14 protein-coding genes and 1 pseudogene are annotated in these 24799 nt (G+C 64.8%); 2 read left to right on the forward strand and 13 right to left on the reverse strand.

The genetic code is table 11. From position 1 onward, the window contains the following. Positions 1 to 17 precede the first annotated feature (17 nt). The 6 genes from LOY42_RS13965 to LOY42_RS13990 form a co-directional block, all read right to left on the reverse strand. Positions 18 to 338 (reverse strand): hypothetical protein, encoded by a 321-nt coding sequence (locus tag LOY42_RS13965; RefSeq protein ID WP_258597991.1) that lies wholly within the window; start codon positions 336 to 338, stop codon positions 18 to 20. Then, positions 335 to 7846 carry a DUF637 domain-containing protein gene (locus tag LOY42_RS13970; RefSeq protein WP_258597993.1) on the reverse strand — a complete coding sequence of 2504 codons (7512 nt, stop codon included), beginning with the start codon at positions 7844 to 7846 and terminating at the stop codon, positions 335 to 337. Before LOY42_RS13970 ends, LOY42_RS13965 begins: the two co-directional genes overlap by 4 nt. A 39-nt stretch (positions 7847 to 7885) precedes the next feature. Continuing rightward, the gene (locus tag LOY42_RS13975; protein WP_309475678.1) at positions 7886 to 9595 is read right to left on the reverse strand and encodes a ShlB/FhaC/HecB family hemolysin secretion/activation protein; all 1710 of its coding nucleotides are present in this window, start codon (positions 9593 to 9595) and stop codon (positions 7886 to 7888) included. Between the two features lie 150 nt (positions 9596 to 9745). Further along, positions 9746 to 11164 carry a short-chain fatty acid transporter gene (locus tag LOY42_RS13980; protein WP_094012630.1) on the reverse strand — a complete coding sequence of 473 codons (1419 nt, stop codon included), beginning with the start codon at positions 11162 to 11164 and terminating at the stop codon, positions 9746 to 9748. A 137-nt stretch (positions 11165 to 11301) separates the two neighbouring features. Beyond that, positions 11302 to 11958 (reverse strand): CoA transferase subunit B, encoded by a 657-nt coding sequence (locus LOY42_RS13985; RefSeq protein ID WP_258597994.1) that lies wholly within the window; start codon positions 11956 to 11958, stop codon positions 11302 to 11304. A gap of 35 nt (positions 11959 to 11993) precedes the next feature. Further along, positions 11994 to 12692: a CoA transferase subunit A gene (locus LOY42_RS13990; RefSeq protein ID WP_023632552.1), complete on the reverse strand. Its 699-nt coding sequence runs from the start codon at positions 12690 to 12692 to the stop codon at positions 11994 to 11996. A gap of 120 nt (positions 12693 to 12812) precedes the next feature. Here LOY42_RS13990 and LOY42_RS13995 point away from each other — a divergent pair, with 120 nt between their 5' ends. Both LOY42_RS13995 and LOY42_RS14000 read left to right on the forward strand, forming a co-directional pair. After that, positions 12813 to 13718 carry a LysR family transcriptional regulator gene (locus LOY42_RS13995; RefSeq protein ID WP_198755031.1) on the forward strand — a complete coding sequence of 302 codons (906 nt, stop codon included), beginning with the start codon at positions 12813 to 12815 and terminating at the stop codon, positions 13716 to 13718. Further along, positions 13706 to 14528: pseudogene (locus tag LOY42_RS14000) on the forward strand (aldo/keto reductase). The gene LOY42_RS13995 and the pseudogene LOY42_RS14000 overlap by 13 nt, the downstream one beginning before the upstream one ends. Before the next feature lie 89 nt (positions 14529 to 14617). On the opposite strand, the gene LOY42_RS14005 reads toward LOY42_RS14000, so the two are convergent. From LOY42_RS14005 to LOY42_RS14035, 7 genes are all read right to left on the reverse strand, one after another. After that, positions 14618 to 17692 (reverse strand): error-prone DNA polymerase, encoded by a 3075-nt coding sequence (locus tag LOY42_RS14005; RefSeq protein WP_258597996.1) that lies wholly within the window; start codon positions 17690 to 17692, stop codon positions 14618 to 14620. Then, the gene (locus LOY42_RS14010) at positions 17689 to 19107 is read right to left on the reverse strand and encodes a DNA polymerase Y family protein (protein ID WP_258597998.1); all 1419 of its coding nucleotides are present in this window, start codon (positions 19105 to 19107) and stop codon (positions 17689 to 17691) included. The genes LOY42_RS14005 and LOY42_RS14010 overlap by 4 nt, the downstream gene beginning before the upstream one ends. A gap of 6 nt (positions 19108 to 19113) precedes the next feature. After that, the gene (gene imuA, locus LOY42_RS14015; protein WP_094012626.1) at positions 19114 to 19734 is read right to left on the reverse strand and encodes a translesion DNA synthesis-associated protein ImuA; all 621 of its coding nucleotides are present in this window, start codon (positions 19732 to 19734) and stop codon (positions 19114 to 19116) included. Beyond that, positions 19734 to 20351: a transcriptional repressor LexA gene (gene lexA, locus LOY42_RS14020; protein WP_198755027.1), complete on the reverse strand. Its 618-nt coding sequence runs from the start codon at positions 20349 to 20351 to the stop codon at positions 19734 to 19736. The genes imuA and lexA overlap by 1 nt, the downstream gene beginning before the upstream one ends. Positions 20352 to 20423: 72 nt before the next feature. Next, on the reverse strand, positions 20424 to 21836 hold the full coding sequence (locus LOY42_RS14025; protein WP_198755026.1) for an ATP-binding protein: 1413 nt from the start codon (positions 21834 to 21836) through the stop codon (positions 20424 to 20426). After that, a complete protein-coding gene (locus LOY42_RS14030) occupies positions 21833 to 23647 on the reverse strand; it encodes a DAHL domain-containing protein (protein WP_258597999.1) in 1815 nt (604 codons plus the stop codon). The genes LOY42_RS14025 and LOY42_RS14030 overlap by 4 nt, the downstream gene beginning before the upstream one ends. Next, the gene (locus LOY42_RS14035) at positions 23644 to 24651 is read right to left on the reverse strand and encodes a cytochrome-c peroxidase (RefSeq protein WP_408981057.1); all 1008 of its coding nucleotides are present in this window, start codon (positions 24649 to 24651) and stop codon (positions 23644 to 23646) included. The genes LOY42_RS14030 and LOY42_RS14035 overlap by 4 nt, the downstream gene beginning before the upstream one ends. Between the last annotated feature and the right edge of the window lie 148 nt (positions 24652 to 24799).

Here is a 24799-nt window from a genome sequence, read left to right on the forward strand (position 1 = left end):
AATAACCATGGAGATTCTTAAAACACTTCATGCCTAAGCAGCTTAAACCCCGCCTGCCTCATAACTCTCTCCAAAGCAGATGAGCGATCTGTAGCATTTATATAAAGCAGGACCGTATAGTCCGAATAATTTTGCTCTACAGCATCACCATCAAAAGGATCAACATTCAGCTTTAGAACAAAATTCTCTGCATCACCCCCACCCAACATATAATAAATACCTCCCTGATAAGAACTTTCTCTTTCCTCGAAAGCTTCCCCCAAGGCTCGTTCTACATTAACTTTCGCCGAGAGAATACCTAAATTTCTCACACCATATAGATCATACGCAACAGTCATTTTGGTAAGCTCACACTCGGTGCACGACTCGAGGCTGTTGCCGCAGAGTCATAAATCATGAAATTAACATCACGCCCAGCCTGGGCGCTAAGCTTACTCGACAAATCCTTTAGACCGAGTGCCTGCAAGTCTCTCGAACTCAACGGCCCTGTACGGGTTCCGCCACTCCTCAAACCTATCCCCAGGGATCGGGCACGTTGTAGAAGCTCTGAGCCAGCCAAGGCAATATCAAAATCACTCACCCTACCAACGTCAAATGCTTGCCCAGTTTTAAAGCTCTGGCCAGTTACAGCACTTCCTTGAAGAATTGGTTCTACATTGCCATAGCCAGCACGAGCCAAACCATCTCGTGCATCTGCGCCAAAGCGTGCGAAATCATCTGTACTTGAAAAACCTTTGGGAAGTACAGCCCCTTTCGCACCGCTCGCGCCAAACCAGGATTTTATAGACTCGATGAGCCCGCTACCACCCCGCGCCAACCCGCGAACAGCCCCTACGCCAGAAAGCACCAGTCCAGCCAGCTCAGCCTTCTCGAGCGTATCCAGCCGCTCAGCTTCCGATGCCGTTGGCGTAAACAACGATTTCTTGTCCGGGAACCTGTCTACGAACGTATCGACCAATTCCATGGCCAGTGGGTTGAGCTTATCTATTCCCTTGCCGTGTTGTGCCATCGATTCGAGGGCATCCACAAGCTCTTGCTGGCTCACCTTGCTGCTACCTTCAGGGCAAGCGGTAGGCACCTCAACGCATGCCTCCAGAATCCCTCTGGCAAAGGCCTCGCCATTCTTGCGATGCAGGTCATGGTTGTACTGGGTGGCCGACTGCGCGATTTGCACGCCCTTGTCCAGCTCGCCGTTCACTGCAGCAGCAGCCACCAGACCAGTCAGTTGCGACAGCATTAAATGCAATGCTTCATTGCCCTGCGCAGCCGACGAGAGCGCATTGACCATCGCCTCGTTGAGTCCAGCGGCGGCCGCGCCGGTCTTGAAGTCGCCACCAGTGGCTTCGGCAATCAGACCGCCCACGATGGCGTGGGAGATGACCTTCGGCAAACTACCGCTCTCGAAGCTGAGCGTCTGGTCGCCCACCCACTTGAAGCCAGTGGCCATGGCCACCGTGCTGGCTTCGCCGGCAAGTGAAGCGAGCAGGTTGTCCTTGAGGCTGCCGCCGTTGATGGCTGTGGAGATGCTGCCACTGATCACCGCCCGGCCACCGGCGCGGAGCGCAACATCGGATGCATTGCTCCAAGTCAGCACATTGTCGGGCGTGGAAACTGCTGGCAGTGCCTTCCCACCCTCAATGCTGACAGCACCTTTGTTGGCTGCCTCACTGGCCTTGAACCAATTGTTATCGGCGTATTGCAGTGCCCCTGCGACAGCCATGGCTGTCGCCGCGCTCTTCAAGCTCTCCTTGCTCAACGTTTCCTTGAGTGCCGCGCCCAGATCGCCTTTGTTATTAATGGTGCTGACCGCACCGGTCGTAGCCAAACTGGTGGCTCCCGCCAGGGGTACGCCCGTCATACCAAATCCGACTGGCCCCATGACTGCAGCCATCATGATCGCAATTGCCAACTGCGCCGCTGGGCCAAGTCCGGAGTTGGCGTACTTGAAGCTGGTGTGCAACTCTTGGACCTGGCGCCAATCAACGCCCCCCTGCGCTTCCAGCTCTTTGAGCCAAGCCAGCTTCGGATCGGCCTTGACCATTGCGTCGATGGACTCGTGCACCGTCTGTTGATTCACCTGGCGAACATCGGCGCGGATATTGCCCACGGCCTCGATCATCACGTCGCCTGTAGCCACCAGCTCACTCTGACGCAAGGTTTCGTCGCTACGCCCCTTGCCCTTCATGCTGAACCAGCCCGCGTCGGACTTGCTCTTCTCGTGGCTTTCGTCGTGCAGGTCCTTGACCCCTTCGAAGGTGATGTCACCCCCACTGCTCAGGGTCAAGTCGGCGCCGCTGGTGAGCTTGGCGGCCTGGTAGAGCTGATCACCCTTGCTTACCAGGCGCAGGTCGGCGCCGCTGGTAATCTTGCTGCCGACATGGGTGAGCTGGGTAACTTCGTCGCGCTGGGTCTGCTTGCTGCCCCAACCTCCCTTCTTCTTCATGTCGTAGAGCGAGTAGTCGCGCTCCTGCCCGGCGATCAGGCTGATGTCGTTGCCGGCATAGACATACGCCTCGTCACCGGCTTGCAGATTGCTGGCCACCAGGTTGACGTCGGTACCGGCAACGACATTCAGGCCGCTTCCGGCACTCAGGCTGGCCGCGACCAGCCGGCTGTGCTCCTCGACTTCGTGGACCTTCTTGTTGCCTTTCTTGCTGCGGCTGTCGATCGCATGGGAGTCTTCGCCGGCCACCAGGTTGATATTGCCCAAGGCACCGGCATCAAGGCGCTTGCCCGCCTTGGCGCTGCTCGCCTCGACGTACAGATCACGGCCTGCCTGCAAGCTGACGTTGCCTGCGGCCTCCAGGCCGGAGCCCAGCTGGGTGACCGTTTCTTCGGTGCGCAAGCCACGGCGCAGGGCGTCGCGAGTGACGGTGCGATCCTGCACGGCAAGCAGGTTGATGTCGCCTCCGGCCTTGGCTTTCAGATCGCCACCGCTGCTGATCTGGCCCTTGTTGGTCAGGTCGCCAGCAGCATTGAGGTTCATGGCGCCACGCGCCTGGATGACAGAGCCGGCATCCAGATGGGTCTTGCTCCCCGCACCGACCACCACTTCGGTAGCGGTACGGTCGTTGACGATATCGCCCTTGAGCGACTCAAGGTCGACACGGTTGCCACGGATCTCGCCGGCCAGGGCATTGCGGATGCTGTCCTGGGCCATCAGGCTCAGGTGTTCATTGGCCACCGCCAGGCCGCCTTGATACAGACTGCCGCCGGCTACGGCCGTCAGGTCGTTGCTCGCCCGCAGGCTACCGACACTCTTCAGGTCGCCACCCGTGACCAGTTCCAGGTCACGCCCCTGGATCAGGCTGCCGCCACGCAGGTTGCGCGAATCGACCTTGGCCAGGTACAGCACCGGGGCCAGGACCTTCTCGCCCCCGACAACCCGCTCTTCCATCCACACGATGTCATGGGTCAGTGCCGCGATCTGCTCGCCGGTAAGGCCCACGCCCACGCTCAGGCCAAGGGCATCCTTGCTGGCCACGGCGTTGTCCATCAGGTACTTGAACTGCTCGTAGTCGCTGGCCAGGCCATCGGCGAGGAAGCGCTGGCCGGTCTGCGCGCGCACCGCATCGGCGATCAGCCGCGTCTCGTAGCGGCCGTCGCCAAGGCGGCGCCAAGCCTGGTCGGGGTCGAAGCCGAGGTTGCCGAGCAGGTAGTCCGAGGCCATGAAGCGACCTGGGTCGGTAAGCTCGGGGTTGGTCTCGATCAGGTAGCGGGCGGTCGGGTTCTGAGTGCGCACGAACAGGCCGTACTCACCCTGCGGCAAACGGAAACTCGGCAAGGCAGTCGGGTCGACGCTGACGAACGGGGCGCCGCTGAAGTCGACCGGGACGAAGCTGATCTGGGTGCTGCCGTCGGCAGCCGTGGTTTCGACACGTTTGACATCGACTGGCAAGCCCGGATCGCCGGCCTGGGTGCCGATCACGATGCGTACTCCACCTGCTCCAATGGCCGCACTGTCCAGTGCCTTGCCGCTGAGCTGGGCATTGCTCTGTGCATCGAGGGTGCCGTTGACCAGCTCGCCGCTGACGTTCAGCGCCAGGGTGCCACCGGCCTGTACGGTGCCAACGTAGGCGGTATCGGTACCGGGCTCAACGCGGGTAATCGGCTTTTCGCTGGGGTACATGGTCACGGCGGTCGGTATCGGCGCCTGCTTGTCCGGTGCCAGGCCTCGGTTCGACGCATTCCAGGCGTTGGTGGCCGCCTCGGTGACACGGTAGGCGCCCTTGCTCACCCCTTGCAGCCAGTAACTGATCTCCTCGACCTCCTTGTCCAGGGTCCGACCACGGTTGTGGAAGTTCACCGCACTGGCGGTCAGGTCGCCGTTGGCTGCCAGCAGGCTCTGGCGGTTGTCCACCGTGCCCGCATCGATCGCCATGTCACGGTTGGCCAGCAGCCGAGCCGCGGGCGAATCGCTTTCGATGGTGCCTTTGTAGGTGGTGGTGACGATGTAGGAGCCGGTGTGACTACGACCGCTGCAGTCAGTGCAGTTGATGCGGATGTAGCGTTCGGCGATGGTCCGGCCGGGGACGAAGACAGCCTTGGCGTTCTCCAGTAAGTCGACCTTGAGGTCGATGTTGCCTTCACTCTCGATACTGCCCGAAAGGTTCTGCAGGCTTGCCGCCCTGCCCCCGCCCAGCGCCGCGTAACTGAAATCACCCTTGCTGTAGATATCGGCGTAGCGGTTGAGCAAGCTGGTGCTGCGCAGCTCCAGCGGGCCGCCGGCGAACAGCAGGCTGTCCTGCTGGTTGCTGATCGCCCCGTTGGCGCGCAGGGTAGCCTTGCCCTGGGCGCCGAGGGTGCCCTGGTTGTCGATGCTCGCGGCGGTGATGTCCAGGGTCTGGCTGCTGGTCAGCCGGCCACGGTTGCTCAGCGCACCGGCCAACTGCACGGTCATCGCCTCTTTGCTGACGATACGGCCACCGTCCTGGGTCAGGTTGGCGCCGCTGATGCTCATGGCCTTCATGCTGGAGAACAGGCCACGGTTGACCAGGTCGCCGGCCATCTCCAGGGTCAGTTTGCCGTCGGTGATCAGCTCGCCGGCATTGGTCAGCTGCGCGCCGGCCAGGCGCAGGTCACTGGCGCTGGCGATACGCTCGCCTGCGCCCAGGGTGAGTGCCTGCAGGCCACTGACATCCAGGGCGCCATTGCTGTGCCAGGTGCCGACGCCGGTGACGTTGGCGAAGGTCCAGCTACCCTTGCCCATGCTGCTGAGGGTGCCCTGGCTGCCACTGAAGTGGTTGGCATCAAGCACCAGGCTGCCGAGCCCGGCGTGCTCCACGCTGCCGCCCTGGTTGAGCAGGCTCGCGGCCTTGACCTTGAACTCGGTGGTGGCGCTGGCGATACGGCCACCTTGGTTGTCCAGCACACCGCTCAATTCGATGCTGGCCTTGTCGCCGGCATGGGCGATCAGCTTGCCGCCGCTGTTGTCCAGGCTCTGGCCCTTGAGCTGCACGGTGTCGCTGGCCTCGATCAGGCCGCTGCGGTTGAGCAGGCGCTGCACGGTCAGTTGCTGGTTGCCGGCCAGGCTGGTCAGGGTGCCAGTGCTGTTGTCGGTATCGCCGGCTACCAGGGTGATGGCGCTGGCGGTCAGGCTGCCCTGCTGGTTGTCCAGGCGGCCTGCGCCGAGCAGCAGTTCGGCCAGCGAGCCCCCGGCGACCAGCTTGCCTTGCTGGTTGCGCACGCGCGCGGCCTTGATCAGCATGCCCTCGCTGCCGGCCAACACCTGGCCACCGACACGGTTGTCGACGCTGTCGGCGACCAGTTCCAGGCGGCTGCTGAGCAACTGGCCGGCGCGGTTGTCCAGGGTGCCTTGGGTGGCAGTGGCCTTCACCGCCTTCTGCCCGACCACCACGCCGGCCTGGTTATCGATACTGGCGGCCGTGATATCCACGTTCGCGGCAGTCGCCTGCAAGCGCCCGCCACTGTTGTTCACCGCGCCGCTGGCCTTGACGCTCAGCGCACCCTCGTCAGCCACCACACGGCCTTTCTGGCTGTTGTCCAGCGACGTGCCATCAAGCGTGACGCTTGCGCCCAGCAGGGCGCCGCCTTGGTTCAGCAGTTTGCCGCCGTTGACCTGCAGGTGAGTCTTGGCCTGTAAGGTGCCGCCGCCATTGTCCAGGCGCTGGTGCGCGGTGACGGTCGCCGTGCCTTCGGTGGCTACGACGCTGCCACCCTGGTTGTCGAACTGCTCGGCCGTGACGACTAGGGTCTTGCCCACCACGCTGCCGCCTTGGTTGGCCACGCTGCCCGCCTTGAGCTGCTGGTGGCTGGCGGAGAGCCTGCCGCCCAAGTTGTTCAACTGCGCGACGTCGACGGTCAGTTGGCCGTCGCTGGCGATCAGGCCCTTGGCGCCGTTGTTAACCTGGCCACCCTCGATTTGCAGTTGCTCCACGCCAAGCACCTGGCCGCCCTGGTTGTCCAGGCGCTCACGGGCGCTGACGCTGGTGCTGCCATCGCTGCTCAAGACGCCGGCATCGCGGTTGTCCAACACCCGGCTGGCCACCTTCAATTCGCTAACGGCAAGCACCTGGCCATTGCGGTTATCCAGTGTGTCGGCCGCCAGGGTCTGGCGTTGGCCTTTGAGCGCCCCGCCACTGTTCACCAGGGTATCGCCGACCGTTACCGCCAAGTCGCGGCTGGCTACTATCTGCCCGCTGTTGACCAGGCCGGTGCTGGTGAGGGTGAGATCGGCGTTATCGTTGCGACGCTGGTCCGCCTCGACCCCGGCTTCGATCACCCCCTGGTTGCGCACCTGCGCGCCTTGCACACTCACATGCTGACGCGCCGCCAGGCTCTGGCGTACATCCACGTCGCCGCCGCTGCGCACGCGGGCCTCGCCCCCGGCGTAGGTGTTGCCGGTCAGCTCCACCTCGCCGGCCTTGAGCTGAATGTCGCGACTGGCACTGGCGTTGGCCAGGGTCAGCTTGCCACTGGCGTCGATATCCAGGTCACCGCCAGCGGCCGCGACGTCGCCGGCCAGGCGTACACCCACGCCCTGCTCGGTACCGACCAGGCGGATCGCCCCGGCGTACATGCCGCCCAGTGCCGTGCTGTCGATGGCCAGGCTCGGCGCCACGCTGCCATCGCTGGCGCGGGCGCTGGCCTTGAGGGTGTCGGCATCGACGTCGTTGCGCCCGGTGACGATATCCAGCTGCTTGGCGTGCAGCGTGGCGTTGACCTTGGCGCTGCGGGTGATCAGCTCGAAGCTGTCGAGGTTGCGGGCATCGAGCCCGCTGCCCTCGATGGCGATGGCACCGCCCTCGACCCGGTAGCTGCGCACCTGGCCGTTGTCGAGGATCGGCTTGCCGGTGCTCAGGGTCACCCGCGGCGTGTTGATGAAGCCGCAGCCGTCGCAGGTAATGCCATGGGGGTTGGCGACGATGACCCGGGCGCTCTGCCCGGCCACCTCGGTGTAGCCGCGCATGAGGCTGGGGTTGCTGCCGGTCACCTCGTTGAGGATGGTGCTGGCCGCCGTGCCCTGCAGGTTCGGGTTGCCAAGGATGATCCCGCCCAGCTCAGTGCCCTGGGTGCGCCCGGTGGCGTTGTTGAGGATCAGCCCCTGCTGGCCGACGTTGTAGTCGCTGAACTGGTTGTGCGACAGGCCGCTGCCGTTGGGCGCGGCGATGTTGACGATGGGCACGCCGTTGCCTGCCTGGCCGAGGCTGGTGCCTGGGGCGCTGACCACCACGCCTTCGGCGGCCTGGGCCCACAGCGGCTGCCAGAACATGACGTTGGCCAGCAGAAACGCCAGGCCGCGCTTGGGCAGGCCGCAAAAGCGTTCACGGGGCTGAATTACGGCCGAGCGTTGGCGGGCCAGGAAGGCGAATAGACGGACGTCCATGTGAAATCTCGTGGATAAGGCGGGGATGAGTCGGGTGAGTCAGAGGAAGAAGTCGAGGCGGAAATACACCGGGCGTTCCTTTTCGGTCAGCACGTCGGGGCGTTCCAGGCTGTGAGCGAAGGTCACGCTGGCAGCCATATGCTGGCCGCGGGCGAACAGCTCCAGCGAGTGGCTGCTGGCACGGCCGTGGTATTGGCCGTTGTAGCGGTCGTTGCGGATCACGCCCAGGTCGTAGCCCAGGCCCAGGCCGTACTCGGCCACCAGCGGCTGCAGCAGCGGCCAGCTCACCGGGCGGGTCCAGCGCAGGTCGTTGCGCCAGTAGCCACCGCTGTCGCCGGACAACGACTGGTCCTTCAGGCCGCGTACCGACGACAGCCCGCCAAGGCTGATGCGCTGCGGGCTGAACAGCACGTCTTCGCTGCGCTGGCCGGTGGCCAGGCTGGTAAAGCTCAGGCGCTCGCCGAGCACTTCAAAGCCCTGTACATAGCTGACGGTGGCGCTGTACTTGCGGTAGCGCGCCACCGGTTGGCCCGGGCGCGGGTGGGCGTTGTCCTGGGCGTCGAAGGCGCCGGTGCCCTGCTGGGTACCCAGGTCGATGTTGACGAAGGCATTGCCCAGGCGGCGGCCGTGGTTGATGCCGAACTGCGCCTCGCTCAGGCGGTTGCTGCTGCCCTCCAGGTGGCTGTCCTCGATGTAGTTGTTGGTGCGCAGGTGGGCCACGCCGGCATTCAGCGAGGTCTTGCTGGTGGCATCACGGTGCACCACGCGCTCGGCGCGCAGCTGGTGGTTCTGGCTGTCGCCGGTCTGCTTGAAGGCAAAGCCGTTGGCCTGCGCCAGGGAGCGGTACTCGCTCTCGCTGTAGCTGTAGCTGAAGTTCCACCAGCCCCACGGCAGGTTGTAGTACAGCACGCCGTTCTTCGAACCCTGGGTGTGGTCGCTGACCACGTCGTGGCCACCGCGCAGCATCAGCTGGTCGGCCAGGCCCAGCGGGCTGTCCCATTCCAGGCCGAGGTTGAGCATCTGTTCACCGGTGCTGCGCTGGCCTTCATTGTTGCGCGACAGCGAGGCGCGCCAAGGCTTCTGCTGGGTGTTGCGCACCAGCACTTCGCTGCCACCGACGGCCTTGCCGGGGGTCAGCTCCATCTGTGCCTTGTTCGACGGCAGGCGGTTGAGCTGGTCGACCATCTGCTCGACTTCGCGCAGGTTCAGGCGCTGCTCTGCTTCGCCGGGGAAAACCATAGCCAGCTCGCGCTCGCTCAGGCCGCTGGCCGGGTCCGGGCGCAGCCCTTCCAGGCGCCCCTCCACCACCAGCACCTGCAGGTGGCCCGAGGACAGGTCCTGCTGCGGCAGGTAGGCGCGGCTGGTGACCAGGCCGCGGCCCAGGTAATGGTCGGTGATCGCCTTGAGCAAGGCATTGAGCTGGGTGACGCCCAGGCACTGGTCGATGAAAGGCTTGAGCAGGCTGTCGCGATCGGCGGCGGACAGGCTGTCGGCGCCTTTGAGCTCGATGGTGTGGATATCGAAACAGCGGGTGTCTTCGGGCCGTTGCTGCTGGGTAGGTTGCGCGCTTTCACCGGGCAGGTTGCGCAGGTCTTCGAGGCGCCGTTGCTGCTCTTCGAGCAGGCGGTTCTGGCGTTCGCGGATCAGGTCCTGGTCACCCGGTGAGACGGCCCAGGCCAATGGGCTGCACAATGTTGCAACAAATGCGAAGCGCGCATAATTGCGCGCTGCGTGAAGACGTACCGGCATGCCTGTCCCTGGTGATCAACGTAAAGTGGCGCGCATAGTAAGTGGCCAGCATATTGACGTCAATTTGCCATCATTCAGCTTTTTCCGATTTTCCGGCAGCGGGCTGCACAAGCGCCGATCCTTGGCGCTTGCAGTTTTCCACCGCCCTGATCAGGGCATTACAGGCGGGACATATTGCAACGTGGTGCCCAGTGCCCACAGCAACACTAGCACCAGCGGCACATGCACCAGCAACTGCACGAACGAGAAGCCGATAAGGTCACGCGCCTTGAGCCCCAACACCCCCAGCAGCGGCAGCATGTAGAACGGGTTGATCAGGTTCGGCAGCGCTTCGGCGGCGTTGTAGATCTGCACCGCCCAGCCCAGGTGGTATTGCAGGTCGTTGGCCACCAGCATCACGTACGGCGCCTCGATGATCCACTTGCCACCGCCAGACGGAATAAAGAAGCCGAGCACCGCCGAGTACACACCCATCAGCAAGGCGTAGGTGTCATGGGTGGCGATCTGGGTGAAGAACAGCGAGATATGGTGGGCCAGGGTCTGGGCGTCCGCGCCCTTGACCTGGGTGAGAATGGCGGCGATCGAGCCGTACAGCGGGAACTGGATCAGCACCCCGGTGGTGGTCGGCACGGCGCGGGCCACGGCATCGAGGAAGCTGCGCGGGCGCCAGTGCAGCAAGGCACCGAGCATGATGAACAGTAGGTTGTAGGTGTTCAGCCCGGAAATCGCGGTGATCGCCGGCTTGGTGGCGAACTCCTGGTACAGCCAGCCGGCGGCCAGGGCCACCAGCAGCAGGATCAGGATCGGGCTGTATTCCAGCCATTCACCCGGCCGCGTGCGCTGGGGCGAAGGCGGTGCGCTGAAGCTCGGGTCCACTCCACAGTCCTGCGCGCTGCGGGCGCTGTTCGGGCCAGGCGCGGTGGCATAGGCGACGATCAGCGAGACGATCACCAGCGCGGCGAGCATCACCCCGGACTGCCAGAGGAAGATGGTCTCGGTGAACGGGATCACCCCGGTGATCGACAGGATCGACGGCGGCAGGCTGGCCGGGTTGGCCTGCAACTGCGCGGCCGACGACGACAGGCCCAGCGCCCACACCGCGCCCAGGCCCAGGTAGGCGGCGGCGCCGGCGGCGCGGTAGTCCATCTTCAGGTCGGTGCGGCGCGCCAGGGCGCGCACCAGCAGGCCGCCGAACACCAGCGACAGGCCCCAGTTGAGCAAGGAGGCGAGCATCGAGATCAGCGCCACCCAGCACACCGCCGAGCGGCCGTTCTTCGGCAGGCGCGCCAGGCGGTCGATCAGCCGGGCGGCGGGTGGCGAGCTGGCCACCACATAGCCGCCGATGACCACGAAGGCCATCTGCATGGTGAACGGGATCAGGCTCCAGAAGCCGTCACCGAAAGCCTTGGCGGTGTCGGTGGGCTTGCCGCCCATGGCCAGGGCGCCAAGGGCCACCAGCATCACGGCCAGGGCGGCGAACACCCAGGAATCGGGGAACCAGCGTTCGGCCCAGTTGGAGCAGCGCAGGGCAAAGCGGGCGGAGCGGCTGTCTTGGATATCAGCGGCCACGATGTTTTCCTTTTTCTGATTTTTATAGGACTGAAACGGCGTCGCCCCATCGCGGGGCAAGCCCGCTCCCACGAGGGATGCGTGGTCCGTCGTGGGAGCGGGCTTGCCCCGCGATGGGGCGCTTGCAACGGTGCTGCTTAGAAGGTCATTTCCTGCACGTCGTCCGGCACGATCAGCTTGCCGGCAGTCTTCGCGACGATCTCCTCGACACTCACGCCCGGCGCGGTCTCGCGCAGGATGAAGGCGCCGTTGTCGATCTCCAGGTAGGCCAGGTCGGTCAGCACCTTGCGGATGCAGCCGGCACCGGTCAGCGGCAGGCTGCACTTGGGCAGCAGCTTGGACTCGCCGTCCTTGGAGGCATGGGTCATGGTGACGATGATGTTGTCGGCGCCGGCCACCAGGTCCATGGCGCCGCCCATACCCTTGACCAGCTTGCCGGGGATCATCCACGAGGCGATGTTGCCTTCCACGTCCACCTCGAAGGCGCCGAGCACGGTGAGGTCGACATGGCCGCCACGGATCATGGCGAAGGATTGCGCCGAATCGAAGATCGACGCACCACGGCGTGCGGTAACGGTCTGCTTGCCAGCGTTGATCATGTCGGCGTCGATGGTGGCTTCGTTGGGGAACTCGCCCATGCCCAGCAGGCCGTTCTCCGACTGCAGCATCACTTCCATGCCGTCGGGCACGTAGTTGGCCACCAGGGTGGGGATGCCGATGCCGAGGTTGACGTAGTAGCCGTCCTTGAGTTCACGGGCGACGCGTTGCGCCATTTGTTCGCGGGTCAATGCCATGGTCAGGATCTCTTTGTTGTTCTTGAGGGCGGCGCTCAGGCCTTGACGGTGCGCTTTTCGATGCGCTTCTCGAAGGTGCCGACGATGACCCGGTCGACATAGATGCCCGGGGTGTGGATCTCGCTGGGCAGCAGCACGCCGGGCTCGACGATCTCTTCGACCTCGACCACGGTGATCTTGCCGGCGGTGGCGGCCAGCGGGTTGAAGTTCTGCGCGGTGTTGCGGTACACCACGTTGCCGTAGTGGTCGGCCTTCCAGCCTTTGACGATGGCGAAGTCGCCGGTGATGGACTCTTCGAGGATGTACTTGCGGCCGTTGAACTCGCGTACTTCCTTGCCTTCGGCAACCGGGGTGCCGTAGCCGGTGGCGGTAAAGAAGGCTGGGATGCCGGCGCCGCCGGCGCGCATCTTCTCGGCCAGGGTGCCTTGCGGGGTGAGCTCCACTTCCAGTTCGCCGCTGAGCAGCTGGCGCTCGAACTCGGCGTTCTCGCCGACGTAGGAGGCGATCATCTTGCGGATCTGCCGGTCCTCGAGCAGCACGCCGAGGCCGAAGCCATCGACGCCGCAGTTGTTGGAGACCACGGTCAGGCCCTTGACGCCGCGGCGCTTGATTTCGGCGATGAGGTTCTCGGGGATGCCGCACAGGCCAAAGCCGCCGGCCAGCACGGTCATGTCGTCGGTCAGGCCCGCCAGGGCCTCTTCATAAGTTGCTACACGCTTGTCCAGTCCGGCCATGCTCAGTCGCCTTTTGTAGTTGTTGGAACCGTACGGTCATCTTCACTGTAGTCGACTGATTTGTTAATTTTGTTTTCGTCATCGATTGATAACTTTTCCAAAACAAAGGGCCCGCCTCTCATGAACGTCAAGCAGCTGCGTGCCTTCGTTACCGTGGCCAAGTACCAGAGCTTCGCCCAGGCCGGCGAGCACCTGCACGTGTCGCAACCGGCCCTGAGCCTGACCATCAAGGCCCTGGAGGACAACCTCGGCGGCGCCCTGCTCACCCGCACCACCCGCAGCGTCAGCCTGACCCCTGAGGGCGAGGTACTGCTGCCCCTGGCCAGGCGCCTGCTCGCCGACTGGGACGATACCGAGGAGATGCTGCGCCAGCGCTTCACCCTGCAACTGGGTCGGGTGTCGGTGGCGGCCATGCCGGCCTTCGCCGGCAACCTGCTGCCACGGTCGCTGAAGGTGTTTCGCCAACGCTACCCCAAGGTCAATGTCACCGTGCACGACGTGATCAACGAGCAGGTGCTGGAACTGGTGCGCCATCGCCGCGTCGAACTGGGCATCGGCTTCGAGCCTGAAAGCAGCGAGGCGCTGCGCTTCCACCCGCTGTACATGGACCGCTTCGTCGCCGTGGTGCCGGCCGACTCGCCCCTTGCCCAGCAGCCCCAGGTGCGTTGGCAGGAGCTGCTGGCCGAGGACTTCATCGCCCTGCAGCGGCCATCGGCGGTGCGCCTGCTGCTCGAACAGCACCTGGCCGCCAACCATGGCAAGCTGGCGGTGGCCTTCGAGAGCCATCAGCTGTCGACCATCGGCCGCATGGTCGCCAGTGGCCTGGGGGTCAGCGCGGTGCCGGCCCTGTGCATCGAGCAGATGCAGGAGCTCGGCGCCCGTTGCGTGCCGCTGGTCGAACCCACCGTGGAGCGGCGCATCGGTGTGATCGCCCTGGGCGATCACAAGCTGTCCAAGGCCGCCGAGGCGCTGCTCGATGTACTGCTGACCCATACCCACCCACAGGAGGTGACATGCGTTACGTGAATCTGGCGGGCTCCCGCGTTCCGCGCCATCGGCCAGGGCACCTGGTACATGGGCGAGGACCCGGGCCGCAGGGCCGCCGAGGTGGCGGCCCTGCAACAAGGCATCGACCTGGGCCTGAGCCTGATCGACACGGCGGAAATGTACGCCGAGGGCGGCGCCGAGCAGGTGGTCGGCCAGGCCATCGCCGGGCGCCGCGACCAGGTGTTCCTGGTCAGCAAGGTCTATCCGCACAATGCCAGCCGACGCGGTGTACCGGCCGCCTGCGAGCGCAGCCTCCAGCGCCTGGGCACCGACTGCATCGACCTGTACCTGCTGCACTGGCGCGGTCAGTACCCGCTGGACGAGACTGTGGAAGCCTTCGAGCGGCTGATCGAGCAGGGCAAGATTCGCCGCTGGGGCGTGTCCAATTTCGACCTCGACGACTTGCGCGAACTGGATGACAGCGCCTGCGCCACCAACCAGGTGCTGTACAACCCGGCTGAGCGTGGTATCGAGTTCGACCTGCTGCCGTGGAGCCGCGAGCAGGGCTTGCCGACCATGGCCTACTGCCCGTTGGCCCAGGCCGGACGTTTGCTGCGTCACCCGGTGATGGCGCAGATCGCCGAACGCCATGGCGCCACACCGGCACAAGTGAGCCTGGCCTGGGTCACGCGCAATGATGGGGTGATCGCGATCCCCAAGGCGGTGGATCCGCAGCATGTGCGCTTGAATGCGGCGGCGGCCGACCTGGTGCTTGCCGAAGAGGACCTGCAAGCCATCGAGCAGGCGTTCCCGGCTCCGACACGCAAGCAGCGACTGGCGATGGTCTGAGCTGCCTGCACCAGGGGCCGCGCTGCGGCCCTATCGCCGGCAAGCCGGCTCCCACACCGACCGCGCCGCCTTCAAGCCAAACGCTATTTCTAGTGAAAGTCCCGGCTGCGCACATCCAGCCCCTGCAACAGTGGGCTGATATCTTCCAGGCGCCGGGCGATCAGGTGCCGTACCCCGCTCTCCTGCTCCAGCCGCCCGCTCACCTTGAGCAACTTCGAACCTACCAGTTCGCGCCGTTGGCGCTCGGCCAGGTCGCGCCAGACCACCACGTTGACCATGCCATGCTCGTCCTCGAGGGTGACGAAGGTCACGCCACTGGCGGTCTGTGGTCGCTGGCGCCCGACCACGATGCCGGCGACGGCGATGCTGTCGCCATGCTCGACCCCTGCCAGCTCCCTTGAACTGCGACACCCCAGCGCGCGCAAGCGTGTCCGTAGCAGGGTCAGGGGATGCGGCCCGAGGGTGGTACCCAGGGTGCCGTAGTCGGCTGCCAGATCTTCGGCAATGCTTGGTGTAGGCAAGGCCACCGCCTGTTCAAGTGTCGATTCGACTTCGGCGAACAACGGCAGCTGCGCCTGCACCCCCGCCACCTGCCAGCGCGCCTGGTGGCGGTCGCCGGCCAACCCGCGCAATGCCCCGGCGTCGGCCAGGCGTGCCCGGGCCCGGCCATCGAGCCCGACGCGCAGGCACAAGTCCTCGACATCCCGCCAGGGGCGTAGCGCCCTCGCCTGCTCCAGGCGCCGGGCATCGTCCTCGCTGAAGCCGCGGATCTGGCGCAGGCCCAGGCGGATGGCCAGTTCGTTCTCGCCCAGTGCCTCCAAGGTGCAATCCCACTCGCTATGGAACACATCCACCGGGCGCACTTCGATGCCCTGGCGGCGCGCCTCCTGCAGCAACTGGTCGGGGCTGTAGAAGCCCATCGGCCAACTGTTGACCAGCGCACAGGTGAAGATCGCCGGCTCATGGCACTTGAGCCAGCTGCTGGCGTAGCACAAAAGGGCAAAGCTGGCGGCGTGGGACTCGGGGAAGCCGTAGCTGCCAAAGCCCTTGATCTGCTCGAAGATACGCTCGGCAAAGGCCAGCTCGTAGCCATTGCGCAGCATGCCCGCGATCAGCCGCTCGCGGTGCGGTTCCAAGCCGCCATGGCGCTTCCATGCGGCCATGCTGCGACGCAACTGGTCGGCCTCGCCGGGGCTGTAGTCGGCGGCGACCATGGCCAGTTCCATCACCTGCTCCTGGAACAGCGGCACGCCCAGGGTGCGCTCGAAGACGGCCTTGAGCTTTTCCGATGGGTAGGTGACCGGCTCCTGCTTCAACCTGCGGCGCAGATATGGATGAACCATGTCGCCCTGGATCGGCCCGGGTCGCACGATGGCCACCTCGATCACCAGGTCGTAGAACTTCTCCGGCTTGAGTCGGGGCAGCATGGCCATCTGCGCCCGCGACTCGATCTGGAACACGCCCATGGTCTCGGCGCGGCCGATCATGGCGTAGGTGGCTGGGTCTTCCTTGGGCAGCGTCGCCAGGGTGTACGCCTGCCCACGGTGTCGGGCGATCAGGTCGAAGCAGCGGCGCAGCGCGCTGAGCATGCCCAGCGCCAGCACGTCGACCTTGAGCAGGCCGACCATGTCCAGATCGTCCTTGTCCCACTGGATCACCGTGCGCTCGGCCATCGCCGCGTTCTCCACCGGCACCAGCTGGTCCAGCGGCTGCTCGGAGATGACGAAGCCCCCGGGGTGCTGCGACAGGTGTCGGGGAAAGCCGATCAGATCCCCCGCCAGCACCAGGATGCGCCGCAGCGACGGGCTGTGCGCATCGAACCCGGCCTCGGCCAGGCGAGCGGCATCAGGGATGCGGTCGCTCCAGCGCCCGCAGCACTTGGCCAGGGCGTCCACCTGGTCGGCCGGCAGGCCGAGCACCCGCGCCACGTCGCGCACCGCGCCGGCGGCATGGTAGCTGCTGACCACCGCGGTGAGCGCGGCACGGTGCCGGCCGTAGCGCTGGAACACGTACTGGATCACCTCTTCACGGCGCTCGTGCTCGAAATCCACATCGATGTCCGGCGGCTCGTTGCGCTCGCGGGAAAGGAAGCGCTCGAACAGCAGGCGGTGTTCCATGGGATCGAGCTCGGTGATGCCGAGGACGAAGCACACCACCGAGTTGGCCGCCGAGCCTCGCCCCTGGCAGAGGATGCGCTGGCGGCGGGCGAAGGCGACGATGTCGTGGACGGTGAGGAAGTAACTCTCGTAGCCCAGTTCCTCGATCAGCGCCAGCTCCCGCTCCAGCACCGCGTGGACCTGGTCGCTCGGGCCCTGGGGCCAGCGCTCGGGCAACCCTCGCCGGCACAGCTCGCGCAGCCAGCTGGCCGGGGTCTGCCCCTCGGGCACCAGTTCCCGTGGGTACTGGTAGTCCAGCTGGGACAGATCAAAGGTGCAGCGCTCGGCAACCTGCAGGGTCTGCGCCAGCAGATCGTCGGGGTACAGCTCGTGCAACTGGTCGAGCGACCTCAGGTGACGCTCGCCATTGGCGAACAGAAAGCGCCCCGCCTCGGCGACCGCGCAATGTTCGCGGATGGCGGTCATGCAGTCCTGCAGCGCCCGCCGTCCGCGCACGTGCATGTGCACATCGCCGCAGGCCACCAACGGAAGATCGAGCCGCGCCCCCAGCGCGCGCAGGTGGGCCAGGCGCTGAGCGTCGTCGGCCCCGCGGTGCAGATGCACCGCCAGCCACAGGCGCCCGTCGAACAGGGGCTGCAGCCAGGCCCCGGCGCTGTCGTCCGGCTCGGCCACCCACAGCGCCAGCAAGCCCTGGTGATGGGCCTCGAGGTCCTCGACGAGCAACTGGTAGCTGCCCTTCTGCGAGCGCCGCCGGGCGCGGGTGATCAAGGCGCAGAGGTTTTGGTAGCCAGCAAGGTCCTGTGCCAGCAGGACCAGCTTCGGCCCCTGGTGCACCCGCACCTCGCTGCCGACGATCAACCGCACCTGATGCTGCTTTGCCGCCTGCCAGGCCCGGACGATGCCCGCCAGGGTGCATTCGTCGGTGATCGCCAGGGCCTGGTAACCCTGCTCGCGGGCGCGGCGGAACAGCTCGTCGGCACTGGAGGCACCACGCTGGAAACTGAAGTTCGACAGGCAGTGCAGCTCGGCGTAGCCGGGGGCGCTCATGCGAACCAGCCTTGCAGCCACAACGGCCCCGGCGCCGCGAGGTCGCGGAAGGCCCAGCCGCGCAGGCCATCACGGGTTTCGATGCGGTAGTAGTCGCGCCGCACATCACCACCGTCCCACCAGCCGGACTCGATGCGCTCGGCCTGCCCGAGCAGTTGCAGGCCGGTCTCGGACAGCGCCTGAGGCACCGGCAGCAACCAGCCGGGACGCCGACCGGGGGCCATCACCAAATGGCCCTGCCCACCCTGCTCCACCCCTTGCCAGGCGCACTCGGGGCGATGATCGGCCTCGGCGCGCAAGCCCTTGACCGCGTCATCGCCCAGCCGCGCGCGCAGGCGCTCGCGCAGCTGGTCCCAGGGCTGAGCCTGTTGCGCACGAGGGTCGAACAGCGCCTGGTGCTGGGGCACGAACGGTGGCAGGTCGGCGGCCAGCAGCCGCAGGTTGCGCACCGGCGCCGGGATGCGCAGCGGCTCAAGGCGGCCACGGGCAAGCTCGAACAAGAGCGAGGCGTCGCGCTCGGCAGCCAACAGGCCGACCTTGAGCACGGTGTCCGCGCCTTCGGCATGCTCCAGGTGCAGTTCGAAACGCTGCACGCCACAGTCACGCCCGGCGAGAAATGCCGCCAGGTCGTGAATGAGACGACGCAGGGGGAAAAGCAGGGCCTGGTGTGATTCGACGTCGAAGTTCAGCTCCAGGCGCGCCTCGAAACGGTCGGGCGGCTGGTAGAAACCCAGCCCCAGGCTGCGCAAACCAAGCAGTTGGTCCAGGTGCAACTGCACCTGGGCACTGAAGCGCCTGGCCAAGGCATCACGGGGCAGCGCCAGCACCTGTCCGAGGCGGCGCAGGCCCATGCGGATGAAGGCTTCGGCTGCCTCACTGGGCAGGCCGACACGCTCGACGGGCATGTCGAGCAAGGCAGCGCGGGTCGCCTGCGGGCAAGTCAGTGCCAGGCCATCGTGACCGTTGGCGAGCATTCTCGCCGCCACCGGGTTGCTGGCCACGACGATACGCTGGCGCAAGCCGAGTGCCGCCAGTTCCTGGCGCAGGCGCGCCTCGAACGACGGCCACGGGCCGAACAGCTGCAGACTCGAGCCTACCTCCAGCAGCAGCGCACGGGGATAGTGCAGGCTGACCTGGGCGCTGAAACGGTAGGCCCAGGCCGCGAGCAGCTGCTGCAACTGCTCGAGACGCGCCGGCTCGACCTCGACGCAGGTGAAACCGTCGGCCAGGGCGCGGGCGGCGGTCAGGGCCTGCCCGGCGCGCAGGCCCAGCGCACTGGCCGCCGGGTTGACCGCCCGCAGCACGCGGCGCTGGGGCGGCCCGCCGAGCAGCACCAGCGGCGCCTCGGGGTCGTCACGTTCGCGCAGGACAGTGTCCAGCGCCAGCTGGGGTAACAGGATGCAGGCCCAGAGCATGGTGCATCACCCCTGCCCAGGGCAGGCGATGGGTGCGGCAGGTGGCAGGCCACCCCGGCACTTGAGCACGCGCCATTGTGCCGGGCGCAGGTCGAGGGCGATGCGCAGGGCGGCAGGCGATGGGTTCAGCGCGGCCTGCCGCGGACGACAGGCGAATGCCAGCGCGTTGCCGGTTTCCGCGGCCACTTGCAAACGCCGCAGCGCCCGATCATCGGCACGCTCCGGCCAACACAACACCGCCGCGCAACTGCCCGAGCGCAGGCACTGCTCGGCTGCCCACAGGGCATCGCCGGCCTCGGCGTCAACCTGCACCAGCCAGCGCAGGTCCACCCCGGCGGCCTGCCAGGCCGGCGCATAAGGGATGAACGGCGGCGCCACCAGCACCACCCTCTGCCCTTCCCCGCTCAGCCGGGCGAGCGTGGGCCAGAGCAACTGCAACTCACCGCAGCCGGGGCTGGCCAGCAGCAGCTCGCTGAGCGACGCCGCCGGCCAACCGCCTTCCGGCAGCCGACCATCGAGGGCGGCATGCCCGGTGGGCTGCAGGCCCTGCGGACGCGCCTGGGCCTGCCGCCCACGCCATACCTGGCGCTGATCGAGCAGCCGGTCGAGTTCGACCACCGCGCCCATCAGTCACGCCTCAGCAAGCCGCAGAACACGCCTTCGATGAAGAACTCGCGCTCGGGGCTCACGTCGATGGGGGCATAGGCCGGGTTGCGCGGCAGCAGCCGATAGCCGTCGCGGGTGCGCTGCAGGCGCTTGATGGTCACCTCGCCGTCGAGCCGGGCGACCACGATCTGCCCGTCGCGGGCCTCGCCCTGCTGGCGAATGCCGACCAGGTCGCCATCGAAGATGCCGTCGTCGACCATCGAGTTGCCGCGCACCTTGAGCAGGTAGTCGGGGGTACGCCGAAACAGGCTGGGGTCGAGCAGCAACTGCTCGTGGATGTCGAGGTCGGGCCCGATCGGCGCACCGGCGGCGACCTGGCCGAGCACCGGCACTTCGAGGATCTCGGGCCGACGCAACGGCTCGGCCAGGCGGATACCCCGCGCCTGGTTGGGCGTGACGTCGATGAAGCCGCCCTGGCTCAGGGCGGTGATGTGCTTGCGCGCCACGCTGCGCGAAGCGAAACCGAAGCGCTCGGCGATGTCGGCCAGCGACGGCGGCTGGCCTTGATCGGTGATGCGCTCGCGGATGAATTCGAGGATGGCGCGGCGTTTGGGGGATAAATTGTCCATGGAGCACATTTGTACTCTTTTCCACAAAAACTGAACAGCCCCCTTCGTCGGCCGCCTGGATGTCGCCTATTTACCGACTATCTAAGGCACTACGCTTGGGGCTTGCTGTTTGATCGGCAGTTCAATGGTGAAGACCGTGCCCTCTCCAACCTGACTACGGACGGATATATGCCCGCTGTGTTTTTTTATAATGCCGTAGGACAGAGAGAGCCCTAACCCGGTCCCCTGGCCGACAGGCTTGGTCGTAAAGAACGGATCGAAGACCTTCTGCAGATGCTCCGGCGCAATTCCTGACCCCGTATCCGCTACCTCGATCCAGACACTGGCGTCCAGCTGGCCGGTGCTCAAGGTGATGGTGCCGCGCTCAGAGCCCATCGCCTGTGCCGCGTTGACCAGCAGGTTGAGAATCACCTGGTTGATCTGCGACGGCAGGCACTCGACATCGGGCAACGGCTGGTACCGCTTGATCACATCGGCCTTGTACTTGAGCTCGCTGGCGACGATGTTCACCGTGGAGTCAATGCCCTGCAACAAGTTGGCCGATTGCCACTGCTGCGCACTGTCGACGCGCGAAAAGTCCTTGAGGTCCTTGACGATCTGCGCAACGCGGCCAATCCCTTCCTTGGACTCCTTGATCAGCACAGGAATGTCTTCCCTCAGGAAATCCAGTTCGGTCTGCTCGCGCAGCCTCTGCAATGCCGCGCTGACTTCACTGGCGCCCAGGCCCTGCTCGGCATGGCGATAGGCATCAAGCATCGTCGCCAGTTGCTGGAAATACCCCTCCAGGGTACCGAGATTGGATGACACGAACCCGATCGGGTTGTTGATCTCATGCGCTACGCCGGCAGCCATCTGGCCCAACGATGCAAGCTTTTCCGACTGCACAAGCTGGCTTTCCAGTTGCTTGCGCTCGTCGATTTCACGCTGCAGTGCCTCGCTGGCATGCTTCAGCTCATGGGTGCGCTGCTCAACCCGCTGTTCGAGCTGGTGCATTTTCAATGAGGCACGCTGGGTCATTTCCCATTTGGTCAACAAGGTGCTGGCCATCTGCTGGACCTCGATGTTGTCGAAGGGTTTTTTCAGGATCAGCAAACGGTCGTGGGCGCGCAGTCGGTCGAGCAGTTCGTCCCAGGAGTAATCCGAATATGCGGTGCACACCACCACCTGCAACTGGGGGTCCTCCTGCCACAGGTGCTCGATAGTTTTGGCGCCATCCCAGCCATCTGGCATACGCATGTCGACAAAAGCCAGCGCATAGGGCTTCTGGGCCTGCAGCGCGCGCTTAAGCAAACCGAGGCCTTCCTCGCCACCGTAGGCCGAATCGAGTTCGAACACCGGTCCTTCCTGCTTGGCCGGTTCGCCGAACAACAGCGCCTCCATCTCGTCGAGTTCGGCGTTCTTCAGCCTGATCGGGGCCAGGACTTTGCGAAAGTCTTCGTGGATCGAAGGCATGTCGTCGATCAGCAGAATGCGGCGATTGGCCAGGTCACTCATGCAGGCTCCGTTACCGCGATCAGCGGAATTCGCAGGGTGAAAAGCGCCCCCAGGCCTGGGCCATCGCTATGAGCCGTCAAATGGCCGTTCATCTCGATGGCAGCCAGGGCGCAACTATGCAAACCGAATCCGTGCCCATCCTTGCGGGTGGTGAAGCCGTGGGCAAAAATCTTCTGCAGGTTTTCCGGGATGATGCCTTCGCCTTCATCCAGCACGCTCATCTCCAGGAATTCACCCTCGATGATCCTTGTCTTGAGCGTCATGGTCCGATGTTCGTTGCCCAGACCCGACATGGCGTATTTTGCGTTGCTGATGAGATTGATCAGGATCAACAGCAGCCGATGTCGGTCACCCATTACCTGCGGTACATCGCCGAAGTCGCGCAACACCGACACCTGATGCCGAGTCAGCGCCCCCGCGTTCATGCGTAGTGCGTCCTCGATCAGCTCGTGGATTGACAGCGGCTCGGGCACGCTCTTGGCACCGGCGTAGGATTGCTGGGTGGCCACCACCTCCTTGATATGGTCGACGCTCTTGTTCATCCTCTCCAGCTCGACCACGATGCCGCGCTGCTCCTGGGTAATAGCCTCGGCCACCTGGTTGAGATAGCCGGGAAGCAACTTGCCCTTGGGGTCCTCGGTGATGAATCGGCCCAGGTCATCGGCATGTTCATCGATCAGTTGCACAGCCCTGCCCAAGCCCGTGGTCTTGCTGCTGCGCAGAATGCGGGCAATCAGTTCGCAGGAGGTGTTCACACTGTTCAGTACGTTGCCCACGTTGTGCAGCACATTGGTGGCGATCTCCGCCATGCCAGCCTGGCGCGCGGCGCTGAACAGCTCACTCTGGGCGTTCCTGAGCTCCCGGGTGCGGTCCTCGACCCGTTGCTCCAGGACTTCGTTGGCGGCCTGCAAGGCGCTGTTGACCCGTCGCACTTCTGCGAAGCTTCGCAACAGCATCATGGCCAGACCCACCACGGACAGTGCCAGCAGGCCCGACAGCCACAAGGTATACAAGTGATACCTGCGATCGCTCTTCTCGACCTGCTGCTGATCGTGGTCCAGCAGACTGGTCAGGCTGTCCAGCCGCTCGGCTACGGGAATTGCCTCGATGTCTTCGAGCAGTCGGTTGACGATGGGCTGCTCACGCAGAATCAATGCCACATGGCTACTCAGCAGCCTCACAGGCGTCTGAAACTCCTCCGGCAGGTTCTGCACGTTGACGGCTAATGCACCCAACCCGACTTCAATCTCTGCGGCCTTGTCCGCAGAGGTTACCTGGGCGAATTCCAGAGCGCTGAGCAACAGGTCGTAGGTGTCGGTGGCAAAATCGTGCACTTCCTTCCGATCGGGGTCGGGCACCTTGCCCAATTGGGCCTGCACGCTGTCTTCGGCCGCGGGCAGGAACGCCAGCGAATTGCGCAGCAGCGCATTGTGCGACTTGAATTGCTCCACCAGCCGCGCCTTTTCTCCCAGCGACGCGAGGAAACCATCATGGGCATCGCGCCACTGGCCCGAGTCGTTGCGCCCCTGATCTGCCTCCTGGCTGTCGAAGCGTGCCCATAGCCGCTTCATCTCCTTGAGTGGTGCTACCAGCGGGTCGTAGTCGTGGGCAAGGGCCACGCGGGCCTTGAGCATCTCGTTTTCCCACAGGGCATCCTGCTGCTTGAGCTGACGGATCAGGTCGCGGGACTCGTTGTAGGCTTGGGTCAGCTCCGAACCGGAATTGAGATACAGGAACCCCAGCGTGGCGGAAAGCGTCAGGACCACGCCACTGAGCAACAGCAGGCTGCCACGCCGTGTGATCGTTTTCATGGTGTGTCTGTCCCTGCCCTGTCACCGGTGAGGGTCTTGAGGAACAGCACGATCAAGGCCCGGTCCTCCTCACTTGGCACACGCCCCAGCTGGTACTGGAACATGACCTCGACCGCGCGCTCGAGCGTGGGCGCCGCACCATCATGGAAGTAGGGCGCGGTCATCGCCACGTTGCGCAGGCTCGGTACCTTGAAGACGCTCCGGTCGGCTTCATCGCCGGTGACGTTGAAGCGGCCCTGGTCCGCGGCTGTGGGATTGCCGCGGTCAGCGAGATAATCGCCGAAGACGCCAAATTTCTGGAACATGTTGCCGCCAATGTTCACGCCCTGGTGGCACGCGATGCAGCCATAGTCCTTGAAACGCTCGTAGCCGTATTTTTCTTGCCGGGTAAGCGCCTCGGTGTTGCCCTGCAGGTAGCGGTCGAACCGCGAGCCGGGTGTCAGCAAGGTCCGTTCATAGTTGGCAAGGGCGTCAAGGATGTTGGCCTTCGTCACGGCATCGGCATAGGCATTGATGAACGCATGGCGGTAGCGGTCGTCGCTGGCGATGCGTTGCACGATCACCCCCCAATCCCCACCCATCTCATGGGCACTGGTGATCACGGTATTGCCTTGCTCCTCGAGCGACTCGACCCGGCCATCCCAGAATTGACGGAAATTGAGGCTGGCATTGAACACCGTCGGGGTGTTCAGCGACAGTGGCTGACCATCGGCCCCTATCGAAAACGCCCTATCGTCGGCCCCGTACTTATCGGGACGATGACAACTGGCACACGAAAGGCTGCTGTTGAGCGACAGCCGCACGTCGTTGAACAACTGGCGCCCTAATTCGACACGCTCAGGCTCCAGTGTCGGAATCGGCGGCAGAGGCTTGAGGGGCTCATCCAGAGGCTCGGCCCCGGCGCCCGCACACAGGCAGAGCATCACCAGCAAGCGCCAGCAGCCTCGGGATCGCGCATAACGCCAGCTGATGTGGGAATGGCGACAGGTATTGGGCTCGATCATCCGGGAAGTCCTTTATCCCTTGGCTGACAAGTGCACAAAAGGGTGCCCCCATCAGATTAGATGCCGTTGGTACTCTTTGCCTGCCATTCACCCGGCATTCCTGCAACGCCCATGGCGTAAAAAATGATCTAGCCTTTGCCTTGGCGCG

The sequence above is a fragment of the Pseudomonas sp. B21-023 genome (assembly GCF_024749165.1).
Taxonomy (GTDB): Bacteria; Pseudomonadota; Gammaproteobacteria; order Pseudomonadales; family Pseudomonadaceae; genus Aquipseudomonas.

Bases quoted from the DNA above. Each gene is read 5' to 3' on its own strand.
- LOY42_RS14035 (WP_408981057.1), bottom strand. From the start codon at position 24,651: ATGATCGAGCCCAATACCTGTCGCCATTCCCACATCAGCTGGCGTTAT.
- LOY42_RS14005 (WP_258597996.1), bottom strand. From the start codon at position 17,692: ATGAGCGCCCCCGGCTACGCCGAGCTGCACTGCCTGTCGAACTTCAGT.
- LOY42_RS14010 (WP_258597998.1), bottom strand. From the start codon at position 19,107: ATGCTCTGGGCCTGCATCCTGTTACCCCAGCTGGCGCTGGACACTGTC.
- LOY42_RS14025 (WP_198755026.1), bottom strand. From the start codon at position 21,836: ATGAGTGACCTGGCCAATCGCCGCATTCTGCTGATCGACGACATGCCT.
- LOY42_RS14030 (WP_258597999.1), bottom strand. From the start codon at position 23,647: ATGAAAACGATCACACGGCGTGGCAGCCTGCTGTTGCTCAGTGGCGTG.
- LOY42_RS13965 (WP_258597991.1), bottom strand. From the start codon at position 338: ATGACTGTTGCGTATGATCTATATGGTGTGAGAAATTTAGGTATTCTC.
- LOY42_RS13985 (WP_258597994.1), bottom strand. From the start codon at position 11,958: ATGGCATTGACCCGCGAACAAATGGCGCAACGCGTCGCCCGTGAACTC.
- LOY42_RS13975 (WP_309475678.1), bottom strand. From the start codon at position 9,595: ATGCCGGTACGTCTTCACGCAGCGCGCAATTATGCGCGCTTCGCATTT.
- lexA (WP_198755027.1), bottom strand. From the start codon at position 20,351: ATGTGCTCCATGGACAATTTATCCCCCAAACGCCGCGCCATCCTCGAA.
- LOY42_RS13990 (WP_023632552.1), bottom strand. From the start codon at position 12,692: ATGGCCGGACTGGACAAGCGTGTAGCAACTTATGAAGAGGCCCTGGCG.
- imuA (WP_094012626.1), bottom strand. From the start codon at position 19,734: ATGGGCGCGGTGGTCGAACTCGACCGGCTGCTCGATCAGCGCCAGGTA.
- LOY42_RS13970 (WP_258597993.1), bottom strand. From the start codon at position 7,846: ATGGACGTCCGTCTATTCGCCTTCCTGGCCCGCCAACGCTCGGCCGTA.
- LOY42_RS13995 (WP_198755031.1), top strand. From the start codon at position 12,813: ATGAACGTCAAGCAGCTGCGTGCCTTCGTTACCGTGGCCAAGTACCAG.